Source organism: Clavibacter sp. VKM Ac-2873 (assembly GCF_015351075.1).
In the GTDB taxonomy this organism is placed as follows: domain Bacteria; phylum Actinomycetota; class Actinomycetes; order Actinomycetales; family Microbacteriaceae; genus Clavibacter.
In genome coordinates, this window is the sequence record NZ_JADKRS010000005.1 from 80821 (window position 1) to 101630 (window position 20810).

Here is a 20810-nt window from a genome sequence, read left to right on the forward strand (position 1 = left end):
TCGTTCAGGACGCGGGGTCGGCGGGGACGCTGGCGGTGGGCGCCGTGGGGTTCTCGGAGCTGGGGAGGAGGGGCAGGATCACACGGAAGGTGGCGCCGCCGCCCTCGGTCTCGACGACGTCGACCCGGCCGCGGTGCGCGGCGACGATGGCGGACACGATGGCCAGGCCGAGCCCGCTGCCGCCGGTCTCCCGGGTGCGTGACGTGTCCGCGCGCCAGAAGCGCTGGAAGATCTTCTCCCGGATCTGCGGGGGCACGCCGTCCCCATGGTCGCGGACCTCGATGCGGGCCTCCCGTGCGGCCTCGTCGACGACGGTGGCGAGCTCGATCGGGCTGCCGGCGGGCGTGAAGCGGACCGCGTTGCCGATGAGGTTGGTCACCACCTGCCGGATCTTGTTCTCCTCCGCCTGGACCATGGCGAACCCCTCGGCGGGGATGCGGGCGTCGTCGTCACCGGGGCGGGCCGGCGCGAGGGCATCCGTGGCCGTCTCGCCGGGGCGACGCGAACGGCGCGAGCGGAACCGGGACAGGGTGGCGCCCGCGAAGGCGATGGGCCCCGTTGCGTCGTTGCCGGTGGCGGTCCCGGTGCCGCGCGGCGCGTCCGGCGAGAGCTCCTGGGTGGGCTCGAGGCCGTCGGCGTCGAGGACCGGGCCGACGGGGTTGACGAGCACCGGCGGCAGGGCGGTGACGGTCCGTGTCTGGGAGGAGGCCATGGCGTCGAGGGCGGCGTCGCGCGCGATGGGGTAGAGGTCGACGGGGGCGAGCTGCAGCGGCTTCGTCTCGTCCAGACGCGCGAGCTCGAGGAGGTCCTCGACGAGCCCGCCCATGCGGATGGCCTCCTTCTCGATGCGCTCCATGGCCTGCGAGACCTCCTCGGGCGTCTGCAGCGCGCCCATCCGGTACAGCTCGGCGTAGCCGCGCACCGAGACCAGCGGCGTGCGGAGCTCATGGCTGGCGTCGCCGACGAAGCGCCGCATCTGGTCGATGGTCTTCGCGCGGTCGGCGAACGCGCGGTCGATCCGGCTGAGCATCATGTTGAGGGAGCGGTTGAGGCGCCCGACCTCGGTGTTCGGCGTGGCGCCGCCGAGGCGCTGGCTGAAGTCGCCGCCGGCGATGGCGGCCGCGGTGCGCTCGACCTCGCGCAGCGGACCGAACGTGCTGGTCACGAGCATGCGGGTGACCGCGGCGCCGAGCACGACGACGGCGAGGCCGAAGCTGGCGAAGATCACGATGTACGTGGCGACGAGGTCGTCCACCTGCTCGAGCGGGCGGGCGACGACGAGCGTCGAGTACTCCATCGCGTCCGGCGAGGCGTTCTGCGAGACCCGGACTATGCCGTGCCACGCCTTCTTGCCGGAGTTGTCCGAGAAGACGACGATCTCGTTGTTGATCTGGGAGGCCCGAGCCAGGTCGAGCCCGAACACGCGGGGATGCTCGGCGGAGTCGCCCGACCAGTTGTCGGCGAGGACGTCGCCCTGGGCGTCGAGGAGCACCACGAACCAGGCCGGATCGGCGGTGGCCACGTCGTCCTGGGTGAACGTGTCCGGCATGGTCGCGTCCGTGTTGAGGACCTTCGGGAGCTGCGTGATCGTCACCCGGAGCTGGGCGTCGAGCTGGCTCACCATCTGCTGCCGCAGCAGGTACATGGTGCCCGCGCCGGAGACGAGGAGCCCGAGCAGGAGGAGGAGGACCGTGACGCCCGTGATCTTGGTGCGGAGGGAGACGTTGTTCCACTTCGCCGCGACGTAGTCGTGCACTGGCCGCACCTCGTGTTCCCTCATGGTGACCGTGTCGTCATGAGGATATGCGACGCCGGATGTGCGATCGGCCGGGCGCCCGCGGGCACCCGGCCGATCTGGTGATGCGGGTCGCCCACGCGACCGCCGTTCAGGACTTGGCGGCCTTCAGCATGTAACCGAAGCCGCGCTTGGTCTGGATGACCGGCTCCGAGGAGTGCTGGTCGAGCTTGCGACGCAGGTAGGAGATGTACGACTCCACGATCCCCGCGTCGCCGTTGAAGTCGTACTCCCACACGTGGTCGAGGATCTGGGCCTTCGACAGGACGCGGTTGGGGTTGAGCATCAGGTAGCGCAGCAGCTTGAACTCGGTGGGGCTGAGCTCGATGGGCTCCTCGCCCACGAGGACCTCGTGCGTGTCCTGATCCATCGTGAGCTCGCCGGCGCGGATGATCGCGTCCTCGTCGGCGTGCATCGTGCGGCGGAGGATCGCCTTGATGCGCGCGACGATCTCGTCGAGGCTGAACGGCTTGGTGACGTAGTCGTCGCCGCCGACGGTGAGGCCCGTGATCTTGTCCTCGGTGTCGTCCTTCGCCGTGAGGAAGAGGATGGGCGCCGTGTACCCGGCGGCGCGGAGGCGCTTGGTGACGCCGAAGCCGTTCATGTCCGGCAGCATCACGTCGAGGATGATCAGGTCGGGCTCCTCCTCGAGGACGGCCGAGATGGCCTGGGCGCCGTTGCCGACGGCGCGGACCGCGAACCCGGCGAACCGGAGGCTCGTGGTCAGCAGGTCACGGATGTTGGGTTCGTCATCGACGATAAGGATCTTCGGGCCATCGCTCATGGGATGAAGTATCTGCGCGCTCGCTGGGAGCTACCTGGACGAGCGGAGGCGGCCGTGGAGAGCGTCGGCCGGGAGGATCAGGCGGCGATGCCGGAGGCGTCGAGGATCGTGTAGCTGTAGCCCTGCTCCGCGAGGAAGCGCTGGCGGTTCTGGGCGAAGTCCTGGTCGACGGTGTCGCGGGAGACGAGCGTGTAGAAGCTCGCGGAGAGGCCCGACGCCTCGGGGCGGAGCAGGCGGCCGAGGCGCTGGGCCTCCTCCTGGCGGGATCCGAACGAGCCGGACACCTGGATCGCGACGGTGGCGTCCGGCAGGTCCACCGAGAAGTTGGCGACCTTGCTCACGACCAGGACGCGCTCCGTGCCGTCGCGGAACGCCTGGTAGAGCCGCTCCCGCTCGGCGACGGGCGTCGCGCCCGTGAGCTTCGGGGCGCCGAGCGCCTCCGCGAGCTCGTCGATCTGGTCCAGGTACTGGCCGATGACGAGGATGCTCTCGCCGCGATGCCGCTCGACCAGGGCGCGCGTCACGTCGAGCTTGGCCGGTGCGGTGGCGGCGAGGCGGTAGCGCTCGTCGTCCGCGGCGGCCGCGTAGACGAGGCGCTCGTCGTCGGGCAGGTCGATCCGCACCTCGAAGCACTCGGCGGGGGAGATGAAGCCCTGGGCCTCGATCTCCTTCCACGGCGCGTCGAAGCGCTTGGGACCGATGAGGCTGAAGACGTCGCCCTCGCGGCCGTCCTCCCGCACGAGCGTGGCCGTGAGGCCGAGGCGGCGGCGGGCCTGGAGGTCTGCGGTCAGCTTGAAGACGGGCGCGGGCAGGAGGTGCACCTCGTCGTAGACGACGAGGCCCCAGTCGAGCGCGTCGAGGAGGGCGAGGTGGGCGTACTCGCCCTTCCTCTTGGCGGTGAGGATCTGGTACGTGGCGATGGTGACGGGCTTCACCTCGCGGGACTGGCCGGAGTACTCGCCGATCTCGTCCTCGGTGAGCGTGGTGCGCTTCAGCAGCTCCGAGCGCCACTGGCGCGCCGACACCGTGTTGGTGACGAGGATCAGCGTCGTCGTCTTCGCGCGGGCCATCGCGGCGGCGCCGACGAGCGTCTTGCCCGCGCCGCAGGGGAGGACGACCACGCCGGATCCGCCGTCGAGGAAGTGGTCGACCGCGTCCGTCTGGTACCCCCGCAAGGTCCAGCCGTCCTCCACGAGCGCCATGTCGTGGGGCGTCCCGGGCGTGTAGCCCGCGAGGTCCTCGGCGGGCCAGCCGATCTTCACGAGCTCCTGCTTGAGCTGGCCGCGCGCCCAGGCCTGCACGCGGTAGGTCGTCGCGTCGACGCGCTCGGTGAGCAGCGGCGCGATGCGGCGGGAGCTCGCGACCTCGGAGAGGACCGCGGACTCGGTGCTCGACACCTGCAGCTCGCCGTCGGCGTCACGCCCGATGACCAGCCGACCGTAGCGGCCCACGGTGTCGGTCACGTCGACCGTGACCGACTGCGGCACGGGGAACCGGGAGTATCGCTCGAGGGTGGCGAGCATGTCCTCGGCCGTGTGCCCGGCGGCGCGGGCGTTCCAGAGGCCGAGCCGGGTGATCCGGTACGTGTGGATGTGCTCGGGGGCGCGCTCCAGCTCGGCGAAGACCGCGAGGTCGTGGCGCGCGTCCTCCGCGTCCGGGTGGGCCACCTCGAGGAGGACGGTGCGGTCGCTCTGGACGATGAGGGGGCCGTCGGGCATGCCCGCCAGCCTAGGCGCGCTCACGCGGTCGCCGGCCCGGGGGAGATCGCCACGATGCTCGACAGCGGCAGGGTGCGCTCGACGTCGGCGACGCGGTCGCGGGCGCGCAGCCGACCGCCGGCCACGCTGGAGGGCTCGAGCACGTGATCCACCTCGCGCCCGTCCGGCATGCGCACGCGCACGCGCAGGGCGGCCTTGGCGCGGATCGCCACCTCGAGCTGGCGCGCCGTCCAGGCGGCGCCGTCGTCATGGCCGTCGGCGGCGCGGACGCGGGCCACCAGGGCGTCCACGGCGTCGGGCTCGGGATCCGCGGCGGACGGGATCGGCGGCGCGGCCCGCGGCGCGAGCGCCACGCGGCGGCCCTCGGCGTCCTCGCGGACGGGGGCGAGCCGTGCGGCCGCGAGCGCGCGCTCGACGGCCTCGGGCGACGCGGCGGACGTGAGCACCGCGCCCGACGCGCGCACCAGCCGCAGCGGCGCCAGGTCCCGGTCGACGAGGAGGGTGGCGAGCAGCGATCCGTCCTCGGACACGACCGCCGTCCGGGCGTCCGTGACCGCGTCGGAGGGCGACGCCGGCCGGATGCGGAGGCGCCCGAACCGGGCGGCGGCCTCGTCGATGAGGTAGTCGAGGGGCTGGGGGACGCCGGTCAGCGAGACGTCCGTCAAGAAGGTGCGGATGGCGTCCACCGTCGCGCCGGAGGCGAGGGCGCGCGTGATGGATGCGGCGGAGATCCGGTAGGTCGCGGCGAGGCCTCGGCCCTCCGCGACGGCGATCTCGAGCAGGCGCGACTCGACGCCGGGATCGAGCGGCCCGGGGGAGACGACGGTGAGGTCGTGCTGCAGGTAGACCCGGTCGACCTCGGCGGGCAGGTGCGGCGCCAGCGCGTCGGCCGCGGCTCCGGATCCCGTCGTGAGGAGGGCGCGGCCCGCGGAGCTCGGGACGTCGCCCGTCGTGATCCCGAGGAGGCCGGCGTCGCGGGTGAAGGCGGTGATGCGCTCGCCGATCCAGGCGGATCCCCCGGGGAAGCGCCAGAGGACGCTGTCCACGAGCCCCGCTCCCCACGACGCGTCGGCGCGCTCGGCGAGGATGCCGCGGGTCGCGGGCGCCAGCGCGTCCAGCCAGGCCGCGGCGAGGGCCTCCCAGCGCTCGGCGGTCGGATGCGCGGACCACGCGGCCGCCGTCGCGGACGTGGACCAGGTGCGGCCGGACCGCGCCACGAGCGCCGCGCGGGCGGCGAGCGAGAGGTGGGCGGGGACGTCGTCGACGTCGGCGCCGAGCGCGGCCGCCAGCCGGCGCGCGTCGGGCAGGGACATGCCGCCCCGGCTCAGCTCGCGCGCCGGTTCACGGCCGAGCTCCTCGACGAGGGCCGCGACGGCGACCACGGAACGGAAGGCGCTCTCGCCCGCGCGTCGATCGACCTCGTCCGGGTCGACCCGCGGGACGGCGGCAAGCGGCGCGGGAGGCGCGAGGCGGGCGAGCTCGTCGGCCCCCGGGAGGCCGGCCGCCGGCCAGGCGGCGAGCGCGGCCGCGACCTCCGGATGCGTCGTGATGCCCGCGTCGTCGACCACGGCCAGGAGCGTGTCCGCAGCGCGGTGGGCGGCGTCCGCCAGATCCGCCGGATCCCGCGGGTCCTCTCCCGAGCGCCGGGCCAGCGCGTCGCGGATCGCGTCCAGGGCGACGGGCCTCGCTGTCGCCCCTTCCTCGGCGGCGACGGCGAGGACGGCCAGCGCCGTGCGATCGAGCTGCTCCATGGCCCGCGCGACGGCGTCCGGGGTGAGGAGCGCGTCCGCGAGGTCGAAGAGGTCGGCGATGCGGGCGACGTCGACCCCCCGGTCGCGGACAAGGGCGGCGAGCGATGCGTCGTCGAGCGCGCGCAGGCGGGCCGCGAGCACGAGGGCGTCGGTCATGGTCGTCCCGCTAGCGGGACGTGCCGTCCATGCGACGTCGGCGCCGGACGCTGATGATCAGGATCGCGATGAAGAGGAGCGCGGCGATGGGGATGCCCACGGCCGGCAGCAGCAGGATGACCTGCCACATGGGGGTGCTGTACTGCGACGCGTCGACGGCGATGAGCGGCGCCAGCAGGATCGCGAGGATGCTCAGCACGGCGATCAGGAGGATGCCGGCGAGCATGTACGCGAGGATGCGCTCGGCCCGTCCCTCGCTCGGTGCGGTCTCGGATGCCATCCGCCCAGACTACGCCGTGGCACGCGCCCGGGCGCGTCTCGGGCGATCCGGAGCGGGCGGTCGCCGCCGGCCGGCACGGGCCGCGGCGGGGCTCGGCGAATAGACTGGACCGCCAATCAGCACATCGAGCCCCTCCGGGGCGAGGGAAGAGGAACGCATGCCCACCGGCAAGGTGAAGTTCTACGACGAGGACAAGGGGTTCGGGTTCATCAGCTCGGACGACGGCCAGGAGGTCTTCCTGCACGCCTCGGCCCTGCCCTCGGGCGTCGCCGGCGTGAAGGCCGGCACCCGGCTCGAGTTCGGCATCGCGGACGGCAAGCGCGGCGCGCAGGCCCTCTCCGCGCGGATCCTCGACGCCCCGCCCTCGCTCGCCCGCATGTCCCGCAAGCCCGCCGACGACATGGCCGTGATCGTCGAGGACCTCGTGAAGGTCCTCGACGGGATCGGCACCGGCCTCAAGCGAGGCCGCTACCCCGACGACGCGCACGGCCGCAAGATCGCGGCGCTGCTGCGCCGGGTCGCGGAGGAGCTCGATGCCTGAGCCGCGGGACGAGGAGACGACGACGGTGGACGAGGTACCCGTGGACGCGGCTGATGCGATGCCCGACGACGTGACGCCCGGCGACACGGCGACGGAGGCCGAGTCGCCCCGGGAGCCCGTCGTCCCCGACGCCGAGCTGCTCGCGGCCGTGGACCTCGCGCGCGCGGCGCTCCTCGAGATCACGCCCGCGGACACCGTCGGCGAGCCGGCCGGCTCGATCGTCGAGGACGACCGCGTCCTGTCGCTCCTCTTCGCGAACACGATGCCCGGCTACCCCGGCTGGTTCTGGACGGTCACGCTCGCCCGCGTCGACGACGCCGCGCCGACGGTGCTCGAGGCCGAGCTGATGCCCGGCGAGGGCGCCCTCCTCTCGCCCGAGTGGCTGCCGTGGTCCGATCGGCTCGCCGGCATCGAGGCCGACCAGGAGGCGGAGCGCCTCGCGTCGGAGTCCGACGACGACGACGAGGACGACGACGACTCCGCGGAGGACGCCGAGGACACGGACGACGTGCTCGACGGCGTCGACTTCGAGGCGCCCGCGTCGGACGACGACGACGACGATGACGATGACGATGACGATGACGATGACGATGATGATGATGACGACGACGACACGAGCTTCGACGGCGCCGATCGCTGACGCGCGTCCCGCATGACGACGGCGGCGGCCCTCGAGGGGACCGCCGCCGTCGTCATGCGCGGGGCGGGATCAGCCCGCGCCCTGCTCCACCACGAACTCGATGCAGCGCACGAGCGCTCGCACGTCGTCCGGCTCGATGGCCGTGAACGTCGCCACCCGCAGCTGGTTGCGCCCGAGCTTGCGGTACGGCTCGGTGTCGACGATGCCGTTGGCGCGGAGCGTCTTCGCGATGGCGGCGGCGTCGATCCCGTCGTCGAAGTCCATCGTCACCACCACCTGCGAGCGGTGCGCGGGATCCGCCACGAACGGCCGCGCGTAGTCCACGCGCTCCGCCCACTCGTAGAGGACGGAGGACGACTCGCGCGTGCGGGCATCCGCCCACGCCAGCCCGCCGGCCCGCTCGATCCAGTCCAGCTGGTCCTCGAGCATGAGGAGCGTGGCGAGCGCCGGGGTGTTCAGCGTCTGGTTCAGGCGGGAGTTGTCCACGGCGTTCTTGAGGCTCAGGAACTCGGGGATCCACCGGCCGGACGCCGCGATGCGCTCGACGCGCTCGAGGGCGGCGGGGGAGAACAGCGCGAGCCAGACCCCGCCGTCGCTCGCCAGGTTCTTCTGGGGGGCGAAGTAGTAGACGTCGGCCTGGGTCACGTCGAAGTCGATGCCGCCGGCCGCGCTCGTCGCGTCCACGACCGTGAGCGCGCCCGCGTCTCCCTGGACGCGCGTCACCGGGGCCATCACGCCGGTCGAGGTCTCGTTGTGCGGCCACGCGTAGACGTCGACGCCCTCGACCGGGTTCGCGGAGGCGCGGCTGCCGGGCTCGGCGCCGATGACGTCGGGCGCCTCGAGGAAGGGCGCGCCGGCGGACTTCGCGAACTTGCCGCCGAACTCGCCGAACACGAGGTTCTGGCTGCGGCGCTCGATGAGGGAGAAGGCCGCGGCGTCCCAGAAGGCGGTGGACCCGCCGTTGCCCAGCACGACCTCGTAGCCGTCGGGCAGGCGGAAGAGCCGGGAGAGCCCGTCGCGGACGCGTCCGACCATGTCCTTCACGGGCGCCTGGCGGTGGGAGGTCCCGAGGATCTGCGCCCCCGCGAGCGCGAGGTGGTCGAGCTGCGCCTGCCGCACCTTGGACGGCCCGCAGCCGAATCGTCCGTCGAGGGGCAGCAGTTCGGTGGGGATCTTCGTGGTCGGCATGCGGCAATGGTAGGGGACCGTCCGCCGCCGCCCCCGGCCGTCCCGCGACCCGCGCCGGTCATCCCGCACCCGGGGAAGTAGGCTGGTCCACGGCGCAAGGGAGGCCCGATGACTGATCTCGTGGACACGACGGAGATGTACCTCCGCACCATCCTCGACCTCGAGGAGGAGGCCATCGTCCCGCTGCGGGCGCGCATCTCCGAGCGCCTCGGCCACTCGGGTCCCACCGTCTCGCAGACGGTCGCGCGCATGGAGCGCGACGGCCTCGTGATCGTGAGCGGCGACCGCCACCTCGAGCTCACCCCGGAGGGCCGCAGCAAGGCCGTGCACGTGATGCGCAAGCACCGCCTCGCCGAGCGCCTCCTGAGCGACGTCATCGGCCTCGAGTGGGAGTTCGTCCACGACGAGGCCTGTCGCTGGGAGCACGTGATGAGCGAGCAGGTGGAGCGCAAGATCCTCGACCTCCTCGGGCACCCGACGGAGTCGCCGTACGGCAACCCCATCCCCGGGCTCGACGAGCTGGGCGACTCGCCCGCCGTCGCGTTCATGGCCGGCGTCGTGAGCATCGTCGAGGCCTCGCTCGGCACCACCGAGGACGCGCCCGCGCGCGGCGTGATCCGCCGGCTGGGCGAGCCCGTCCAGTTCGATCCCGAGCTCCTCGCGCAGCTCAAGCAGGCCGGCGTGCTGCCGGGCGCGACCGGGTCCTTCTCCCGCGAGGGCGCCTACGTCCTGGTGCGGGTCGAGGGGGCGGGGGCGGGGCTGGAGCTCCCGCTCGAGGTCGCCGGGCACATCTTCATCGAGCGCTGATCCCGCGTCGCGTCGGCATCGCTGTCGCGGTCGGCGCTGGGCGGATCCCCAGGACCACCCCCGGACGGGGTACGCAAGCGGGGCACGCCGCGCTCACCGGGGGTTCTGTCCCGCATCCGTCGCGAGGATGACGTCTGCCGTTATGGATTCGTTAGAAATATGGTCCCTCAGGATGACAAACGGGTGCGCGTCCCTTACTCTCGAACAGGCCCGACCGACCACCACAGAGGTTCCGGGCCCGATGCAGGGCGTCTCGACACCCGTCCCCTGCATGAGTACCCCTCGACGACCTTGGAGGGACGGGGCGCCAGCATGTCCGGCGTCGAGACGCAGGAGGTTGACAACTTGGCCCATGGTGACATCAGCGGTTCCGTCGGGAACCCGTCCGACCCGACCCGACCGCCCGCACCCGGGATGGATCGCCTGCCCACTCGCCGCGAGCTCCGCGCCGCCGAGACCGCGAAGGCCGTCCGCCCCCGGCGCGACTCCGCGACCCGCACGCTCCAGGCTCCCGCGCCCCGCCTGTCCCCGGCACCCGTGCCCACGGGACGTTCGCGCCGCACGAAGGCCGCCAACGCGGTCGTCATGACCTTCGTCACCGGCCTCGTGGGCGTCATGGCCATCCCGGCCTACGCCGCCGGATCCTCGCTCGAGCACACCGCGTCGGCGCCCGGTGCGTCGCTACAGGACTACACGGCCGCCAACGCGCAGGTCGTCACCGCAGACAACGCGTCGTCGGCTCCGGTCGAGGAGGAGGGCTTCACCGCCACCTCCGTCGCCGACCTCAACGCGCAGAAGGCCGCCTCCGCGCGCGCCGCCCTCGCGGAGCAGCGGCGCACGCAGCTCGCGTCCTCGGTCACGAGCTACACGGGCGCGTCCGCATCGCAGCTCTCCCAGAACCCGATCTACCCGGGCACCTCGGCCACCGGCGTCGCCGCCGTCGCCCGCCAGTACCTCAACGTGCCCTACGTCTTCGGCGGCAACACCCCCGCGGGCTTCGACTGCTCGGGCCTCGTCCAGTACGTGTTCGCCCAGTTCGGCCTCAACCTGGCGCACTCGGTGCGGGCACAGGGCGCGGCCGGCGTCACGGTACCCGCCTCCGAGGCGCGTGCCGGCGACATCGTCGTCTGGAACGACTTCAGCCACGACGGCATCTACACCGGCAACGGCATCATGATCGACGCGCCGAAGCCCGGCGACCACGTCAAGGAGCGCCCCGTCTGGAGCTCCAACGTGCACTACGTCCGCCTCCTGGGCTGACACCGTCACGAGAACGACCCCGGGAGGCCGGCGGCACGCATCCTGTGGGATGCGCCGCCGGCCTCCTGCGTTCCCCGGGACAAACGGGGATCGAGGGGTTACCCTGTCCGGTGAGACGTCCCTCGACCCGCTCGGGAGCCCCGATGACCACCGCACCTGACATCCGCACCATGGATGCGCACGTGCGCCACGGCCATCGGCACCATCCCCGGATGGGCAGCCACCTGTTCCACCCGAGCGGTCACCCGCTCTCCTAGAAGGCATCGCCGAGCACTCGGCGGTGCCTTCGCGTGTTCCCGGGGGCGGGACGCCTCATTCGGATTCCTGGAAGCCGTCCAGGCCGGTCTGAGAGGGATGTCGTGCGCACACTGGTACTCAACGCGGGCTTCGAGCCGCTCGCCGTCGTGTCGTTCAAGCGGGCCCTGGTGCTCGTGCTGAGCGGCAAGGCCACCATGCTCGCCCAGGACGAGGAGCACCCGATCCTCGGCAGCGGCGGCGCCTGGGGCCGCCCGTCCGTGATCCTGCTCACGCGGTACGTGCGGCTCCCGCACGCGCGCCGCGTGCCCGTCTCGCGGCGCGGCGTGCTGCGGCGCGACGGGGGCCGGTGCGCGTACTGCGCCCGGAACGCGACCACCATCGACCACGTCCTCCCGCGCTCGCGCGGCGGCAAGGACACGTGGGAGAACCTCGTGGCCTGCTGCCTGTCGTGCAACAACCGCAAGAGCGACCGCACGCCCGAGGAGATGGGCTGGACGCTCCGGACGTCGCCGCGGGCACCGCAGGGGAGCGGCTGGGTGGTCAGCGGGATGGAGCGGCCCGCCCCCGGGTGGGACGAGTTCCTGGCGCCCGCGGCCTGATCCGCGCCCCGTCGCCTCCGTAGGCTGAGGGGATGACCGCCGACGCTCGCACCTCCTCGACACCTGACGATCCCTTCCTCTGGCTGGAGGAGATCCACGGCGACCGCGCCCTCGAATGGGTGCGCGCGGAGAACGAGCGGACGCTCGGCCGATCGCCGGAGCGCGACCGCGCGGAGCTCACGGGCGAGCTGCTCGCGGTGCTGGAGTCCGACGAGCGGATCCCGTACGTCTCGCGGCACGGGGAGCACCTCTACAACCTCTGGCGCGACGCGGACCACGTGCAGGGCCTCTGGCGGCGGACGACGCTCGACGAGTACGAGGCGCCGGCGCCCGAGTGGGAGGTGCTGCTCGACCTGGACGCGCTGGGCGCCGCCGAGGGGATCCCGTGGCAGTTCTCGCGGGCGCAGCTGCTGTCGCCCGCGCGCGACCGGGCGCTCGTGTCGCTCTCGCCCGACGGCGGCGACGCGGTCGCGGTCCGCGAGCTCGACCTCGGCACCGGGCTGTTCGTCGAGGACGGATTCGAGGTGCCGGTCGCGAAGACGATGGTGTCGTGGATCGACCGGGACACGGTCTTCGTCGGCACCGACTTCGGGCCGGGCAGCCTCACCGAGAGCTCGTACGCCCGGACCGCGCGCCGCTGGGGCCGCGGGCAGGCGCTCGCGGACGCGCCGGAGGTGCACGCGGTCGCGGCCACCGACATGCTCGTCCACGTGACGCACGACCCCACGCCGGGATTCGAGCGCGACGTGGTGCGGGAGGTGCCCGACTTCTTCACGTCCAGGACGCTCCTGCTGACGGACGCGGGGACCGTCCCGATCGACGTGCCCGAGGACGTGGACGTCGACCTGCACCGCGAGTGGCTCGTGCTGCGGCCGCGCACCGACACGGAGATCGGCGGCGTCGTGCACGCCGCGGGCTCGCTGCTGGCGGCGCGCCTCGACGACTTCCTCGCCGGATCCCGCGAGCTCGCCGTGCTGTTCGCGCCGACCTCGTCGCGGAGCCTCGAGGACTGGGCCTGGACCGCGGGGCACCTCGTGCTGACGCTGCTCGAGGACGTCGCGAGCCGGATCCGCGTCCTCACGCCGCCGACGGCGGTCGGCTCCGGCGGCTGGCGGGAGGAGGACGTGCGCGTGGGGACGCCGCTCGCATCCGTCTCCGTCGTCGCGACGGACCGGGAGACCGACGAGTACTGGCTCGCCGTGACCGGGTTCCTCACCCCGCCGACGCTGCTGCGCGGCGTGGTGGGCGAGGGCGCGCCCCGGCCGGTCAAGGAGCAGCCCGCGTCCTTCGACGCCACGGGCCTCGAGGTGCAGCAGCACTTCGCCGTGTCGGACGACGGGACGCGCGTGCCCTACTTCCAGGTGGGGCCGCGTGGCCTGCCGCTCGACGGATCCGCGCCGACGCTCCTCTCCGGCTACGGCGGCTTCGAGAACAGCCGCCTGCCGTCGTACAGCGGCGTCGTGGGGCGCGGCTGGCTCGCGCGCGGCGGGGTCTACGTGCTCGCCAACATCCGCGGCGGCGGCGAGTACGGGCCGGCGTGGCACCGCGCCGCGCTGCGGGAGCGCCGGCATCGCGCGTACGAGGACTTCGCCGCCGTCGCGCGCGATCTCGTGGAGCGCGGCGTGACCGTCCCGGCGCGCCTCGGCTGCGAGGGCCGGAGCAACGGCGGCCTGCTGGTCGGCAACATGCTCACGACCTACCCGGAGCTGTTCGGCGCCGTGATCTGCGGGGTGCCGCTCCTGGACATGCGGCGGTACACGCGCCTGTCGGCGGGAGCCTCGTGGATCGCCGAGTACGGGGACCCGGACGTGCCGTCCGACTGGGACTTCATCCGGACCTTCTCGCCGTACCACAACGTGCGCGCCGGGATCGCATACCCGGCGACGCTGGTCTACGCGGCCACGAGCGACGACCGCGTCGGCCCGGTGCAGGCGCGGAAGATGGTCGCGCTGCTGCACGAGACCGGCGTCGAGGATGCCTGGTACTTCGAGAACACCGCGGGCGGGCACGGCGGATCGGCGGACAATCCCGCGACGGCGAGGCTGCAGTCGCTCATCCACGCGTTCCTCTGGGAGCGGCTCGGGGGCGCAGCGGCGCGCGTGTGAGCCGCCGCGCGGCGGCCTGATGCCGGGCGGTCGCCCAGGCGGTCAGGCGTCGCGGCGGACCGTGGCTCGGGGTCGCAGGCCGGACACGAGGCCGGTCAGCATCGCCGTCGGCTCCAGGCCCACCTCGCGCTCGAGGCGCGTGCGGTAGACCTCGAAGGCGCGCAGGGCGTCCGACTGGTTGCCGGCCGCGACGTGCACCGCGATCAGGCAGCGCTGCGCGGTCTCGCGGAGGGGATCGACGTCGATGGCGCGTCGGGCGGCCGAGGCCGCCTCGTGCAGGCGCGAACGGGTCAGGAGCGCCTGGGACTGGGCCTCCAGCGCGTTGACGCGCAGGTGCCGCCACTCCTCCGCCGCGGGCTCCAGCCAGGCGTCGAACCAGTCGGGCAGGAGGTCCGCGCTGAAGAGGGCCACCGCGGCGGGCGAGATGTCCGCGTCGTCCGGCTCCTCCTCTCGTGGTTCGAGCAGGCGTGCCGCCGTCGCCCGGGCCGTCCGGAGGTCGACGGCGACCGCGTCGTTCAGCGTCAGCCCGCCGGGTGCGGAGCCGACGATCTCGCGGCCGCCGTCGCCGAGACGCGCGATGGCGGATCGGAGGCTCGATGCGGCACGGCCGTCCACGGCGTCGGGCCACAGCTGGCTGGCGAGCGTGCCGCGGTCGGCGGGGCGGGCCCGGATCGCGAGTGCGGCGATGAGCCGCCTGGTGCCGTCGGAGAGGGCGGCTCCGGTCGGATCCGGGCCGATCGACGCGGAGGCGGGACCCGCGCCGAGACCCTGGACGCGGAATCCGCCGAGCACGTCGACGCGGATCACCACGGCGCCTCGCCGGGGAGAGGGCGGCGGGCGAGCGCAGGCGAATCGCGCGTCGAGCGGAGGGATCCGCCGTGGACTCGCTCATGCATCCGGCACCTCCATCGCGGCCACCGTATCCGCTCGGGGGCGAAAGCCCACCATGGACGTGCTTTTGGGGCTACGCACGACGCATCGCCCGACGACGTGTCGTCGGGCGATGCGTCAGGGGATCCGCGGTGCGGCTACCGCTGGGCGGACCGGCGTCGCGCGTTCCAGCCCAGGCCGAGCGCACCCAGGACGAGCGCGGCCAGGCCCCAGCCGATCGTGGGCGTGGGGTCGTAGCCCGTCACCGGCAGCGATCCGCCCGGCGTCGTGCCGCCGGGGACGATCGGGGTGGCGGTCGTGCTCGTGGGGGTGGGCGTCCCCACGGTCGGGGTGGGGGTCCCGACGGTCGGGGTGGGCGTGGGGGCCGTGGCGGTGGGCGTCGGAGCCGTGGGCGTGGGCGTGGGAGCCGTCGCGGTGGGCGTCGGGACGGTGGGCGTCGGGGTCGGCGCGGTGGCCGTCGGCGTCGGGGCCGTCGGAGTGGGCGTCGGGGCCGTCGGCGTGGGGGTCGGCGCGGTGGGCGTCGGCGTGGGAGCCGTGGGCGTCGGGGTCGGCGCGGTGGGCGTCGGGGTCGGAGCCGTGGGCGTGGGGGTCGGCGCGGTGGGCGTCGGCGTGGGGGCCGTCGGGGTGGGCGTCGGGGCGGTGGGCGTGGGAGTGGGCGCGGGCGTGGTGGGCTGCACCGTCGGGGTCGCGGTGGGCGTCGCCGTCGGGGTCGGGGTCGGCGTCACGACCGCCGTGACGAAGTTGCTGATGTTCGTGCTGCAGGTGACGGTCGCGCCGCCGCCGTTGCCGGAGCCGTTGCACTGGTTCACCTGGACGAGGAGCGCGGAGGTGGAGGTGGAGGTCGGCACGGTGCAGGTGACGCGGCCCGCGGCGCCGCCGCCGTTGCCGGAGCCGTTGCACTGGGTGACGTCGGCGCCCGTGGTGCTGGAGACCGGATTGCAGGCCGTTCCGCCCGCCGCGCCGTCCGTGGCGGATCCGACGCACTGGTTCACCGTCGCGGGCGTCGTGGTGCTGTCGCCGACGATGTTGTTGGTGATGTCCACGTTGCAGATGACATTGCTGCCGCCGCCGTTGGCGACGCCGTTGCACTGCTGGACCGCGGTGATGATGATGCCGTCGCGCTGCGACACCGTGGTGGTGCAGAGGGGCGCCGCTCCCGCGGCACCGGCGCACACGCGGGTGGTGACCGTCGAGGATCCGGTCTGCGTCGCGACGTTCAATTCGTTGACGACCGTCACGTCGCATTCGACCTGGTCGCCACCGCCGTTCGGGGTGTCGTTGCACTGCGCCGTGGTCGTCGGGGAGACGGCAGCGGACGCGGACTGGATCTGGCCGCTCACGCCGACCACGGCGACCAGCGCGATGAGCGCGGCGCCCGCCGACGCGAGGAAGCGCCCGCGGAGGGGACGACGCGGACGGCGGGCGGGAATTGCGGTCCCGGATGATGCGAGGTGATTCGGCACGGTGCTCCTTCTTCCCGGCGAGCGTGCTCGCGACCCCGCGACGTGCCCGCGACGCCCGCGTGACGGGCCCGTGACACCCGGCGCGCCGCGCATGCCGGCCCCCGGCATTCCGGGGGCTGCGTAATTCATTACGGGGAGCCCCCGGGACGACGAAGAGGGCCGATCCGCTGGCGGATCGGCCCTCTTCGCAAGTGCTGCGCGCGATGCGCGCGTCGTGTCGCCTACTTGTTGGCGCGGTACTCCTCGAGCAGGTCGGCGGAGATGCGGCCGCGCTCGGAGACCTTGTGGCCGTGCTCGCGGAGCCACTCGCGGGCGGCGCCGAGGTCTTCCTTGGGGGCGCTGGAGGACGAGCGGCGCGAGCCGGCCGAACGGCCGGTGGAGGCGCGGCCGACGCGGCGCGCGCGGTCGACGTACGTGTCGAGCGCCTCACGGAGCTTCGCGGCGTTGGCGTCGCTCAGATCGATCTCGTAATTCACGCCGTCGAGCGCGAACGGGACGGTCTCGCCCTTTCCCTCTTCGATGACGACGCCGTCGATGTCGTCGACGAGCGTGGTGACAACCTTGCGAGCCACGTCTGTTCCTCTCATTGCAGATGGTGCATCAGATGATGCGGCGAGAACCACGATACCCGTTGTCCGCGGGAAATCCGACATCGTTCGTGAATCGGCGACGGAATTGACCGACAATCCACGGGAAGACGGTCCCCGATACGTCGCCGCGTCGTCGCCGCGCGCATTCCGACGCATCCGCGCGCGATCCCCGGCGCGGTTTCCCGCGCATCGCGGCGGCGTGTCGCCGGCATATCCCGGGGGAATGCCGTTCGATCTCCCCGCCTAGGGAATTGCAGGGGCGCCCCGCGAATGGGCGCGCGGGGACGCGGGAGGGCCCGCGGAGACGTGCTCCGCGGGCCCTCGAGGTGCTGATCCGGACGGGATCAGTAGTACTCGCCGTGACGGTAGTCCCACGACGGGAACGACCGCGCGAGCGCCGACATGATGACGTCCACCGCGAGTCCGCGACGGATGAGCGTCGGGTTCGGGGTGACCGAGCGCTCGCCGTGCTGCTCCGGGATGAGCGCGCCGGATGCGTCGACCATGGAGACCATGACGCCCTGCTCGTGGCGGCTCGTCTCGTCGAGGCCCGGCTGGATGGAGGCGACGTAGTCGTCGGCGGCCACGATGACGTCGGCCTGCTGCTCGATGCGCTCGCCGATGCCCTCGACGCGTCCGCGGTTGCCCTTGCCGGACGGGTTCGCGGAGCTCGCGAACGCCAGGCGGCCGCTCTTCCACAGGTGCTCGGCGAGCTGTTCGGCGGGGCGGCCGAAGCGGATCACGAAGCAGCTGGTGCCGCGGCGGTCCATGGCGAGCTGCTGCGCCGTCTCGTCGGGGAGGAGGTGCTTCGCGTCCTCGCGCCACGGGAGGATGCAGCCGAGGAGCACGTCGGCGTCCCAGTGCTCCTGGTAGAAGGCGAGGATCTCGTCGTTGAGCACGGCGAGCTGCGTCAGCTGCTCGATGCTCGTGCAGAGCACCACGCCCGGCTTGTCGCGGTTGCGCTGCTTCGCGTCGAACTTGCGCTCGAGGCCGGTGCCGTCGGTCGTCATGAGGATGTAGCCGACCTTGGTGGCGGCGACGACGAGGCCTCCTGGCGCCTCGAGGGCCCGGGCCGCGCGCTCGTCGAGCGTGCCGTCCCAGGGGATCGTGCGGGTGGTGTCGGTCATGGGCGGGTGCCTCTCGTGCGTGTGGGGTGGATCCGCCGGCCGGCGCACCTGCGTCGGGGCGGGGCGCGCCTGGCCGCGCGTGCGGCGGAAGAGCGGTGATGTCGACGGTAGGCGCGCGGGATCGGCGAAGCGGGCGAGCGTCCACAGGATAGCGCGGACGCCGCCTCGGACGGGGGCTCCCGGCGGCCCGGCCTACGCTCCCGCCGCCAGCACCGTGCGGCAGGCGAGGTGCAGGGCGAGGCGCGTCTCGGCGTCCTGCAGGTCGACCTGGAGGATGCGCTGGACGCGCTGGATCCGCTCGGCCACGGTGTTGCGGTGCACCGCGAGGATCGACGCGGTCTCCGCGACCGACGATTCGGCGTCGAGGTAGGTGGCGAGCGTGGCGAGCAGGTCGCCCGTGGTCTGGCGGCGCAGCGGGGCCAGCAGCTCGAGGGCGGCGGGCTGGAAGGTGTCGGTCTGGGTCCAGGCGAGGAGGAGCTGGGCGAGGCCGAGCCGGTCGACGTGCAGGAAGCGGCCCGACTGCGGGCGGGACGCGGCCAGGCGGGCGGCGTCGGCGGCCTCGGCCAGCGACCGGGCGATGCCCGCAGGGCCGTGGTGCACGCGGCCGACGCCGACGTCGCTCGGCAGGTCGTCGTCCCAGCGCTGGTGGGCGCGGCGGACCGCGCGCGCGGCGTCGTTCGCGGCGGGGACGTCGGGCTCGAGCGCGAACGAGATCCACGCGGCCCAGCCGTCGCCCTGCTCGACCACGCCGACGTCGAGGCCCTCCGCCGCGAGCGCCTCGATGAGCTCGTAGCGGCGGCCGACGTGGTCGGCGTCCTGGCGCGCGACGACGCGGATCCCCATGTGCCAGCCCTCGACGCGCCACCCTAGCTCGAGCGCGCGCCGCAGGAGCCCGGCGCCGGGGGAGTCGCCGGCCTCGAGGAGCTCGCCGAGGAGGGCGATGCGCCAGCGCGCCTCGCGCTCGTCGATCACGCGGCGGAGCGAGAGGCGCTGCCCGAGCGCGAGGGCGACGACGGGGAGCGCGGCGGTGACGGCGTCGACCTCGGCGGCGACGGATCCGGGCACCTCGACCGCGATCCAGCTCGGCGCCATGAGGCCCGAGTCGACGGGCGCCGTGACGAGCGTGCCGCCCTCGCCGACGGGGCGGGCGTCGACGTGCCCGGGGAGGCCGGCGGCGATGGCGGCGTGCGCGGCGGGAGAGGGCGCTGAGCGCTCGGGCGCGAGCGCGCGGCCGGAGGAGTCGACGAGGAGGGCGGTGCGCCCGAGGGTCGCGGCGGCCGCGCGCAGGGCGTCCGCGGGATCCGGGCCCGCGTCCGCCACCGCCGCCACGGCGTCGAGCGCGGCGCGGCCGGCGGCGGCCCGCGCGTCGCCGAGGCGGTCGTGCAGGGCGATGGAGGTCGCCCACGCGTCGTCGCAGGCCAGCACGACGATGCCGAGGCGGTCCGCGAGGAGCGTCGTCGCGGGATCCACCACGACGGACGCGTCGAGCACGACGGCCGCGACGCCCCGGTCGGCGAGGCGGCGCAGTCGCGCGTCGAAGCGCCAGGTGGTCCGCTCGGCGCGGTCGAGGACGACGAGGACGTCGGCCCCGCCGGCCCGGCCCGCTCCGTCGCCGGCCGTCGCGTCGTCCGCCGGCGCGTCCATGCGCACGCCGCGCACGCCGGAGACGGCGGGATCCGCGGTGCCCGCCACCCGGCGCACGTCCGCGAGCGACGCGTGGTCGAGCAGCGCGGAGAGGGGGACGGGCCGGATCACGCGGGAGCACCGACGGCGTCGGATCCGACGTCGACCCGGCCGAACCCGAACGCCGCGGGCGAGACGGCGGCCAGGCGCTCGGGCGTCGCGGTCCACCACGCGGGCGCGTCGAGGGACACGACCACGACGCGCGTGCCCGGGCGCGCGTCGTCGACGAGGAGCACGCGGGCCCCGGCCACGGACGTGCCGGGGACGGCGATCACCGCGATGAGGTCGGGCGATGCCGCGACCGGTCGGCCGTCCGCGAGCGCGATCACGAACTCGTTCTCGGCCTCGAGCCGGATCACCGCGCCCGTCGACTCGTCGACCACGCTCACCGTCGTCACGTCGAAGCGGCCGGGGCGGGGCGACGTGACCACGTCCGCGATGCGGCCGTGCCCGAGGAGCGCGCCGCCGAGGGCGGCCGCGAGGCCGGCCGGGGTGCCCGCGCCGGCGGCGTCGCGGAGGGCGCGGCCGAGCCGGATGGCGCGCTCGGCGGTGCCGGGGATGGCGGTGGCGCGGAGGTCGGCGGCCCGCTGCGGCGGCAGGGCGAGCGCCGCCCAGCCGGAGGAGTGCGCGATCACGAGCCGGAGCAGTGCCTCGACCTCGGCGGGCGTCATGCCGTCGAGCAGCATCGTGCGACCGCCCGGCTCGGTGATGGCGCACGGCGAGATGTCGCGGCCGGAGACGACGAGGCTCGACTGGTCGATGCGGGGGAGCGCGCGCCCCGTGAGGTCGGCGTCGAGGAGGGGGAGGCCGAGCGTCGAGGCGGCCGAGAGGGGCGCGAGCCCGTTGACGCCCGCCATCTCGAGCGCCATGAGGGCAGCGGGAGGCGTGCCCGTCCAGCGGGTGAGCGCCTCGACGGCCTCGGCCAGCTCCGTGCCGGACGGGAGCTTCTCGCGCAGCACCGACGTGGATCCGATGTAGCCCACCGGCACCACGAGGTCGTCCGCGTCGAGGTCGTCGAGCGCGAGTCCGCGCACCGGCGCGTCCCGCAGCTGGCGGGCGGTGGCGGCCGCGAGGATCCGCGGGTCGCCGCCCCCGCCCGAGCCGAGCAGGAGGAGCCCGGAGACGAGGTCGGGGAGGTCGTCGACTCCCAGGTCCCGGCTCACGGGCGTCACGG

The 20810-nt window shown here is 73.9% G+C and carries 18 protein-coding genes; 6 read left to right on the top strand and 12 right to left on the bottom strand.

What is annotated here, in order from left to right; all coding sequences use genetic code 11:
- Positions 1-4: 4 nt before the first annotated feature.
- The 5 genes from ITJ44_RS13770 to ITJ44_RS13790 all read right to left on the bottom strand — a co-directional run bounded on the left by ITJ44_RS13770 (position 5) and on the right by ITJ44_RS13790 (position 6484).
- On the bottom strand, positions 5-1780 hold the full coding sequence (locus tag ITJ44_RS13770; protein WP_228495126.1) for a cell wall metabolism sensor histidine kinase WalK: 1776 nt from the start codon (positions 1778-1780) through the stop codon (positions 5-7).
- 106 nt (positions 1781-1886) lie between these two features.
- Complete coding sequence (locus ITJ44_RS13775; RefSeq protein ID WP_012039163.1) at positions 1887-2579, bottom strand: response regulator transcription factor; 693 nt, start codon at positions 2577-2579, stop codon at positions 1887-1889.
- A 77-nt stretch (positions 2580-2656) separates the two neighbouring features.
- Positions 2657-4297 carry a DNA repair helicase XPB gene (locus ITJ44_RS13780; protein ID WP_194636114.1) on the bottom strand — a complete coding sequence of 547 codons (1641 nt, stop codon included), beginning with the start codon at positions 4295-4297 and terminating at the stop codon, positions 2657-2659.
- A 20-nt stretch (positions 4298-4317) separates the two neighbouring features.
- Positions 4318-6204, bottom strand: a complete 1887-nt coding sequence (locus ITJ44_RS13785; protein ID WP_194636115.1) for a helicase-associated domain-containing protein — start codon at positions 6202-6204, stop codon at positions 4318-4320.
- A gap of 10 nt (positions 6205-6214) precedes the next feature.
- The gene (locus tag ITJ44_RS13790; RefSeq protein ID WP_194636116.1) at positions 6215-6484 is read right to left on the bottom strand and encodes a hypothetical protein; all 270 of its coding nucleotides are present in this window, start codon (positions 6482-6484) and stop codon (positions 6215-6217) included.
- Between the two features lie 157 nt (positions 6485-6641).
- On the opposite strand from ITJ44_RS13790, the gene ITJ44_RS13795 reads away from it, so the two are divergent.
- Both ITJ44_RS13795 and ITJ44_RS13800 read left to right on the top strand, forming a co-directional pair.
- A complete protein-coding gene (locus tag ITJ44_RS13795; protein WP_194636117.1) occupies positions 6642-7025 on the top strand; it encodes a cold-shock protein in 384 nt (127 codons plus the stop codon).
- Positions 7018-7665 carry a DUF3027 domain-containing protein gene (locus tag ITJ44_RS13800; protein WP_194636118.1) on the top strand — a complete coding sequence of 216 codons (648 nt, stop codon included), beginning with the start codon at positions 7018-7020 and terminating at the stop codon, positions 7663-7665. The genes ITJ44_RS13795 and ITJ44_RS13800 overlap by 8 nt, the downstream gene beginning before the upstream one ends.
- A 69-nt stretch (positions 7666-7734) precedes the next feature.
- Here ITJ44_RS13800 and serC read toward each other — a convergent pair whose 3' ends face one another.
- Positions 7735-8853: a phosphoserine transaminase gene (serC, locus tag ITJ44_RS13805; protein ID WP_194636119.1), complete on the bottom strand. Its 1119-nt coding sequence runs from the start codon at positions 8851-8853 to the stop codon at positions 7735-7737.
- A gap of 108 nt (positions 8854-8961) precedes the next feature.
- Between serC and ITJ44_RS13810 the strand changes: the two genes are divergently transcribed.
- The 4 genes from ITJ44_RS13810 (at position 8962) to ITJ44_RS13825 (ending at position 13882) form a co-directional block, all read left to right on the top strand.
- A complete protein-coding gene (locus tag ITJ44_RS13810; RefSeq protein ID WP_194636120.1) occupies positions 8962-9660 on the top strand; it encodes a metal-dependent transcriptional regulator in 699 nt (232 codons plus the stop codon).
- Positions 9661-10074: 414 nt separating this feature from the next.
- Positions 10075-10920, top strand: coding sequence for a C40 family peptidase (locus ITJ44_RS16080; RefSeq protein ID WP_304519911.1), 846 nt, complete (start codon positions 10075-10077; stop codon positions 10918-10920).
- A 359-nt stretch (positions 10921-11279) separates the two neighbouring features.
- Positions 11280-11777 carry an HNH endonuclease gene (locus ITJ44_RS13820; protein WP_194636122.1) on the top strand — a complete coding sequence of 166 codons (498 nt, stop codon included), beginning with the start codon at positions 11280-11282 and terminating at the stop codon, positions 11775-11777.
- Positions 11778-11809: 32 nt separating this feature from the next.
- Positions 11810-13882, top strand: a complete 2073-nt coding sequence (locus tag ITJ44_RS13825; protein ID WP_194636123.1) for a prolyl oligopeptidase family protein — start codon at positions 11810-11812, stop codon at positions 13880-13882.
- A 42-nt stretch (positions 13883-13924) separates the two neighbouring features.
- On the opposite strand, the gene ITJ44_RS16195 is transcribed toward ITJ44_RS13825, so the two are convergent.
- The 6 genes from ITJ44_RS16195 to ITJ44_RS13855 form a co-directional block, all read right to left on the bottom strand.
- Positions 13925-14689 carry a bacterial transcriptional activator domain-containing protein gene (locus ITJ44_RS16195; RefSeq protein ID WP_194636124.1) on the bottom strand — a complete coding sequence of 255 codons (765 nt, stop codon included), beginning with the start codon at positions 14687-14689 and terminating at the stop codon, positions 13925-13927.
- Positions 14690-14910: 221 nt separating this feature from the next.
- A complete protein-coding gene (locus tag ITJ44_RS13835; RefSeq protein ID WP_194636125.1) occupies positions 14911-16236 on the bottom strand; it encodes a hypothetical protein in 1326 nt (441 codons plus the stop codon).
- Positions 16237-16457: 221 nt separating this feature from the next.
- Entirely contained in the window at positions 16458-16808 is a 351-nt protein-coding gene (locus ITJ44_RS13840) for an Lsr2 family protein (protein ID WP_043583279.1), read from the bottom strand.
- 362 nt (positions 16809-17170) lie between these two features.
- Positions 17171-17953: an L-threonylcarbamoyladenylate synthase gene (locus ITJ44_RS13845; protein WP_194636126.1), complete on the bottom strand. Its 783-nt coding sequence runs from the start codon at positions 17951-17953 to the stop codon at positions 17171-17173.
- Between the two features lie 192 nt (positions 17954-18145).
- Positions 18146-19708 (bottom strand): helix-turn-helix domain-containing protein, encoded by a 1563-nt coding sequence (locus ITJ44_RS13850; protein WP_194636127.1) that lies wholly within the window; start codon positions 19706-19708, stop codon positions 18146-18148.
- The gene (locus ITJ44_RS13855) at positions 19705-20799 is read right to left on the bottom strand and encodes a DUF917 domain-containing protein (protein ID WP_370551704.1); all 1095 of its coding nucleotides are present in this window, start codon (positions 20797-20799) and stop codon (positions 19705-19707) included. Before ITJ44_RS13855 ends, ITJ44_RS13850 begins: the two co-directional genes overlap by 4 nt.
- Positions 20800-20810: the final 11 nt, after the last annotated feature.

Bases quoted from the DNA above. Each gene is read 5' to 3' on its own strand.
- ITJ44_RS13790 (WP_194636116.1), bottom strand. From the start codon at position 6,484: ATGGCATCCGAGACCGCACCGAGCGAGGGACGGGCCGAGCGCATCCTC.
- serC (WP_194636119.1), bottom strand. From the start codon at position 8,853: ATGCCGACCACGAAGATCCCCACCGAACTGCTGCCCCTCGACGGACGA.
- ITJ44_RS13785 (WP_194636115.1), bottom strand. From the start codon at position 6,204: ATGACCGACGCCCTCGTGCTCGCGGCCCGCCTGCGCGCGCTCGACGAC.
- ITJ44_RS13770 (WP_228495126.1), bottom strand. From the start codon at position 1,780: ATGAGGGAACACGAGGTGCGGCCAGTGCACGACTACGTCGCGGCGAAG.
- ITJ44_RS13775 (WP_012039163.1), bottom strand. From the start codon at position 2,579: ATGAGCGATGGCCCGAAGATCCTTATCGTCGATGACGAACCCAACATC.
- ITJ44_RS13780 (WP_194636114.1), bottom strand. From the start codon at position 4,297: ATGCCCGACGGCCCCCTCATCGTCCAGAGCGACCGCACCGTCCTCCTC.
- ITJ44_RS13825 (WP_194636123.1), top strand. From the start codon at position 11,810: ATGACCGCCGACGCTCGCACCTCCTCGACACCTGACGATCCCTTCCTC.
- ITJ44_RS16080 (WP_304519911.1), top strand. From the start codon at position 10,075: ATGGATCGCCTGCCCACTCGCCGCGAGCTCCGCGCCGCCGAGACCGCG.
- ITJ44_RS13795 (WP_194636117.1), top strand. From the start codon at position 6,642: ATGCCCACCGGCAAGGTGAAGTTCTACGACGAGGACAAGGGGTTCGGG.
- ITJ44_RS13810 (WP_194636120.1), top strand. From the start codon at position 8,962: ATGACTGATCTCGTGGACACGACGGAGATGTACCTCCGCACCATCCTC.
- ITJ44_RS13800 (WP_194636118.1), top strand. From the start codon at position 7,018: ATGCCTGAGCCGCGGGACGAGGAGACGACGACGGTGGACGAGGTACCC.
- ITJ44_RS13845 (WP_194636126.1), bottom strand. From the start codon at position 17,953: ATGACCGACACCACCCGCACGATCCCCTGGGACGGCACGCTCGACGAG.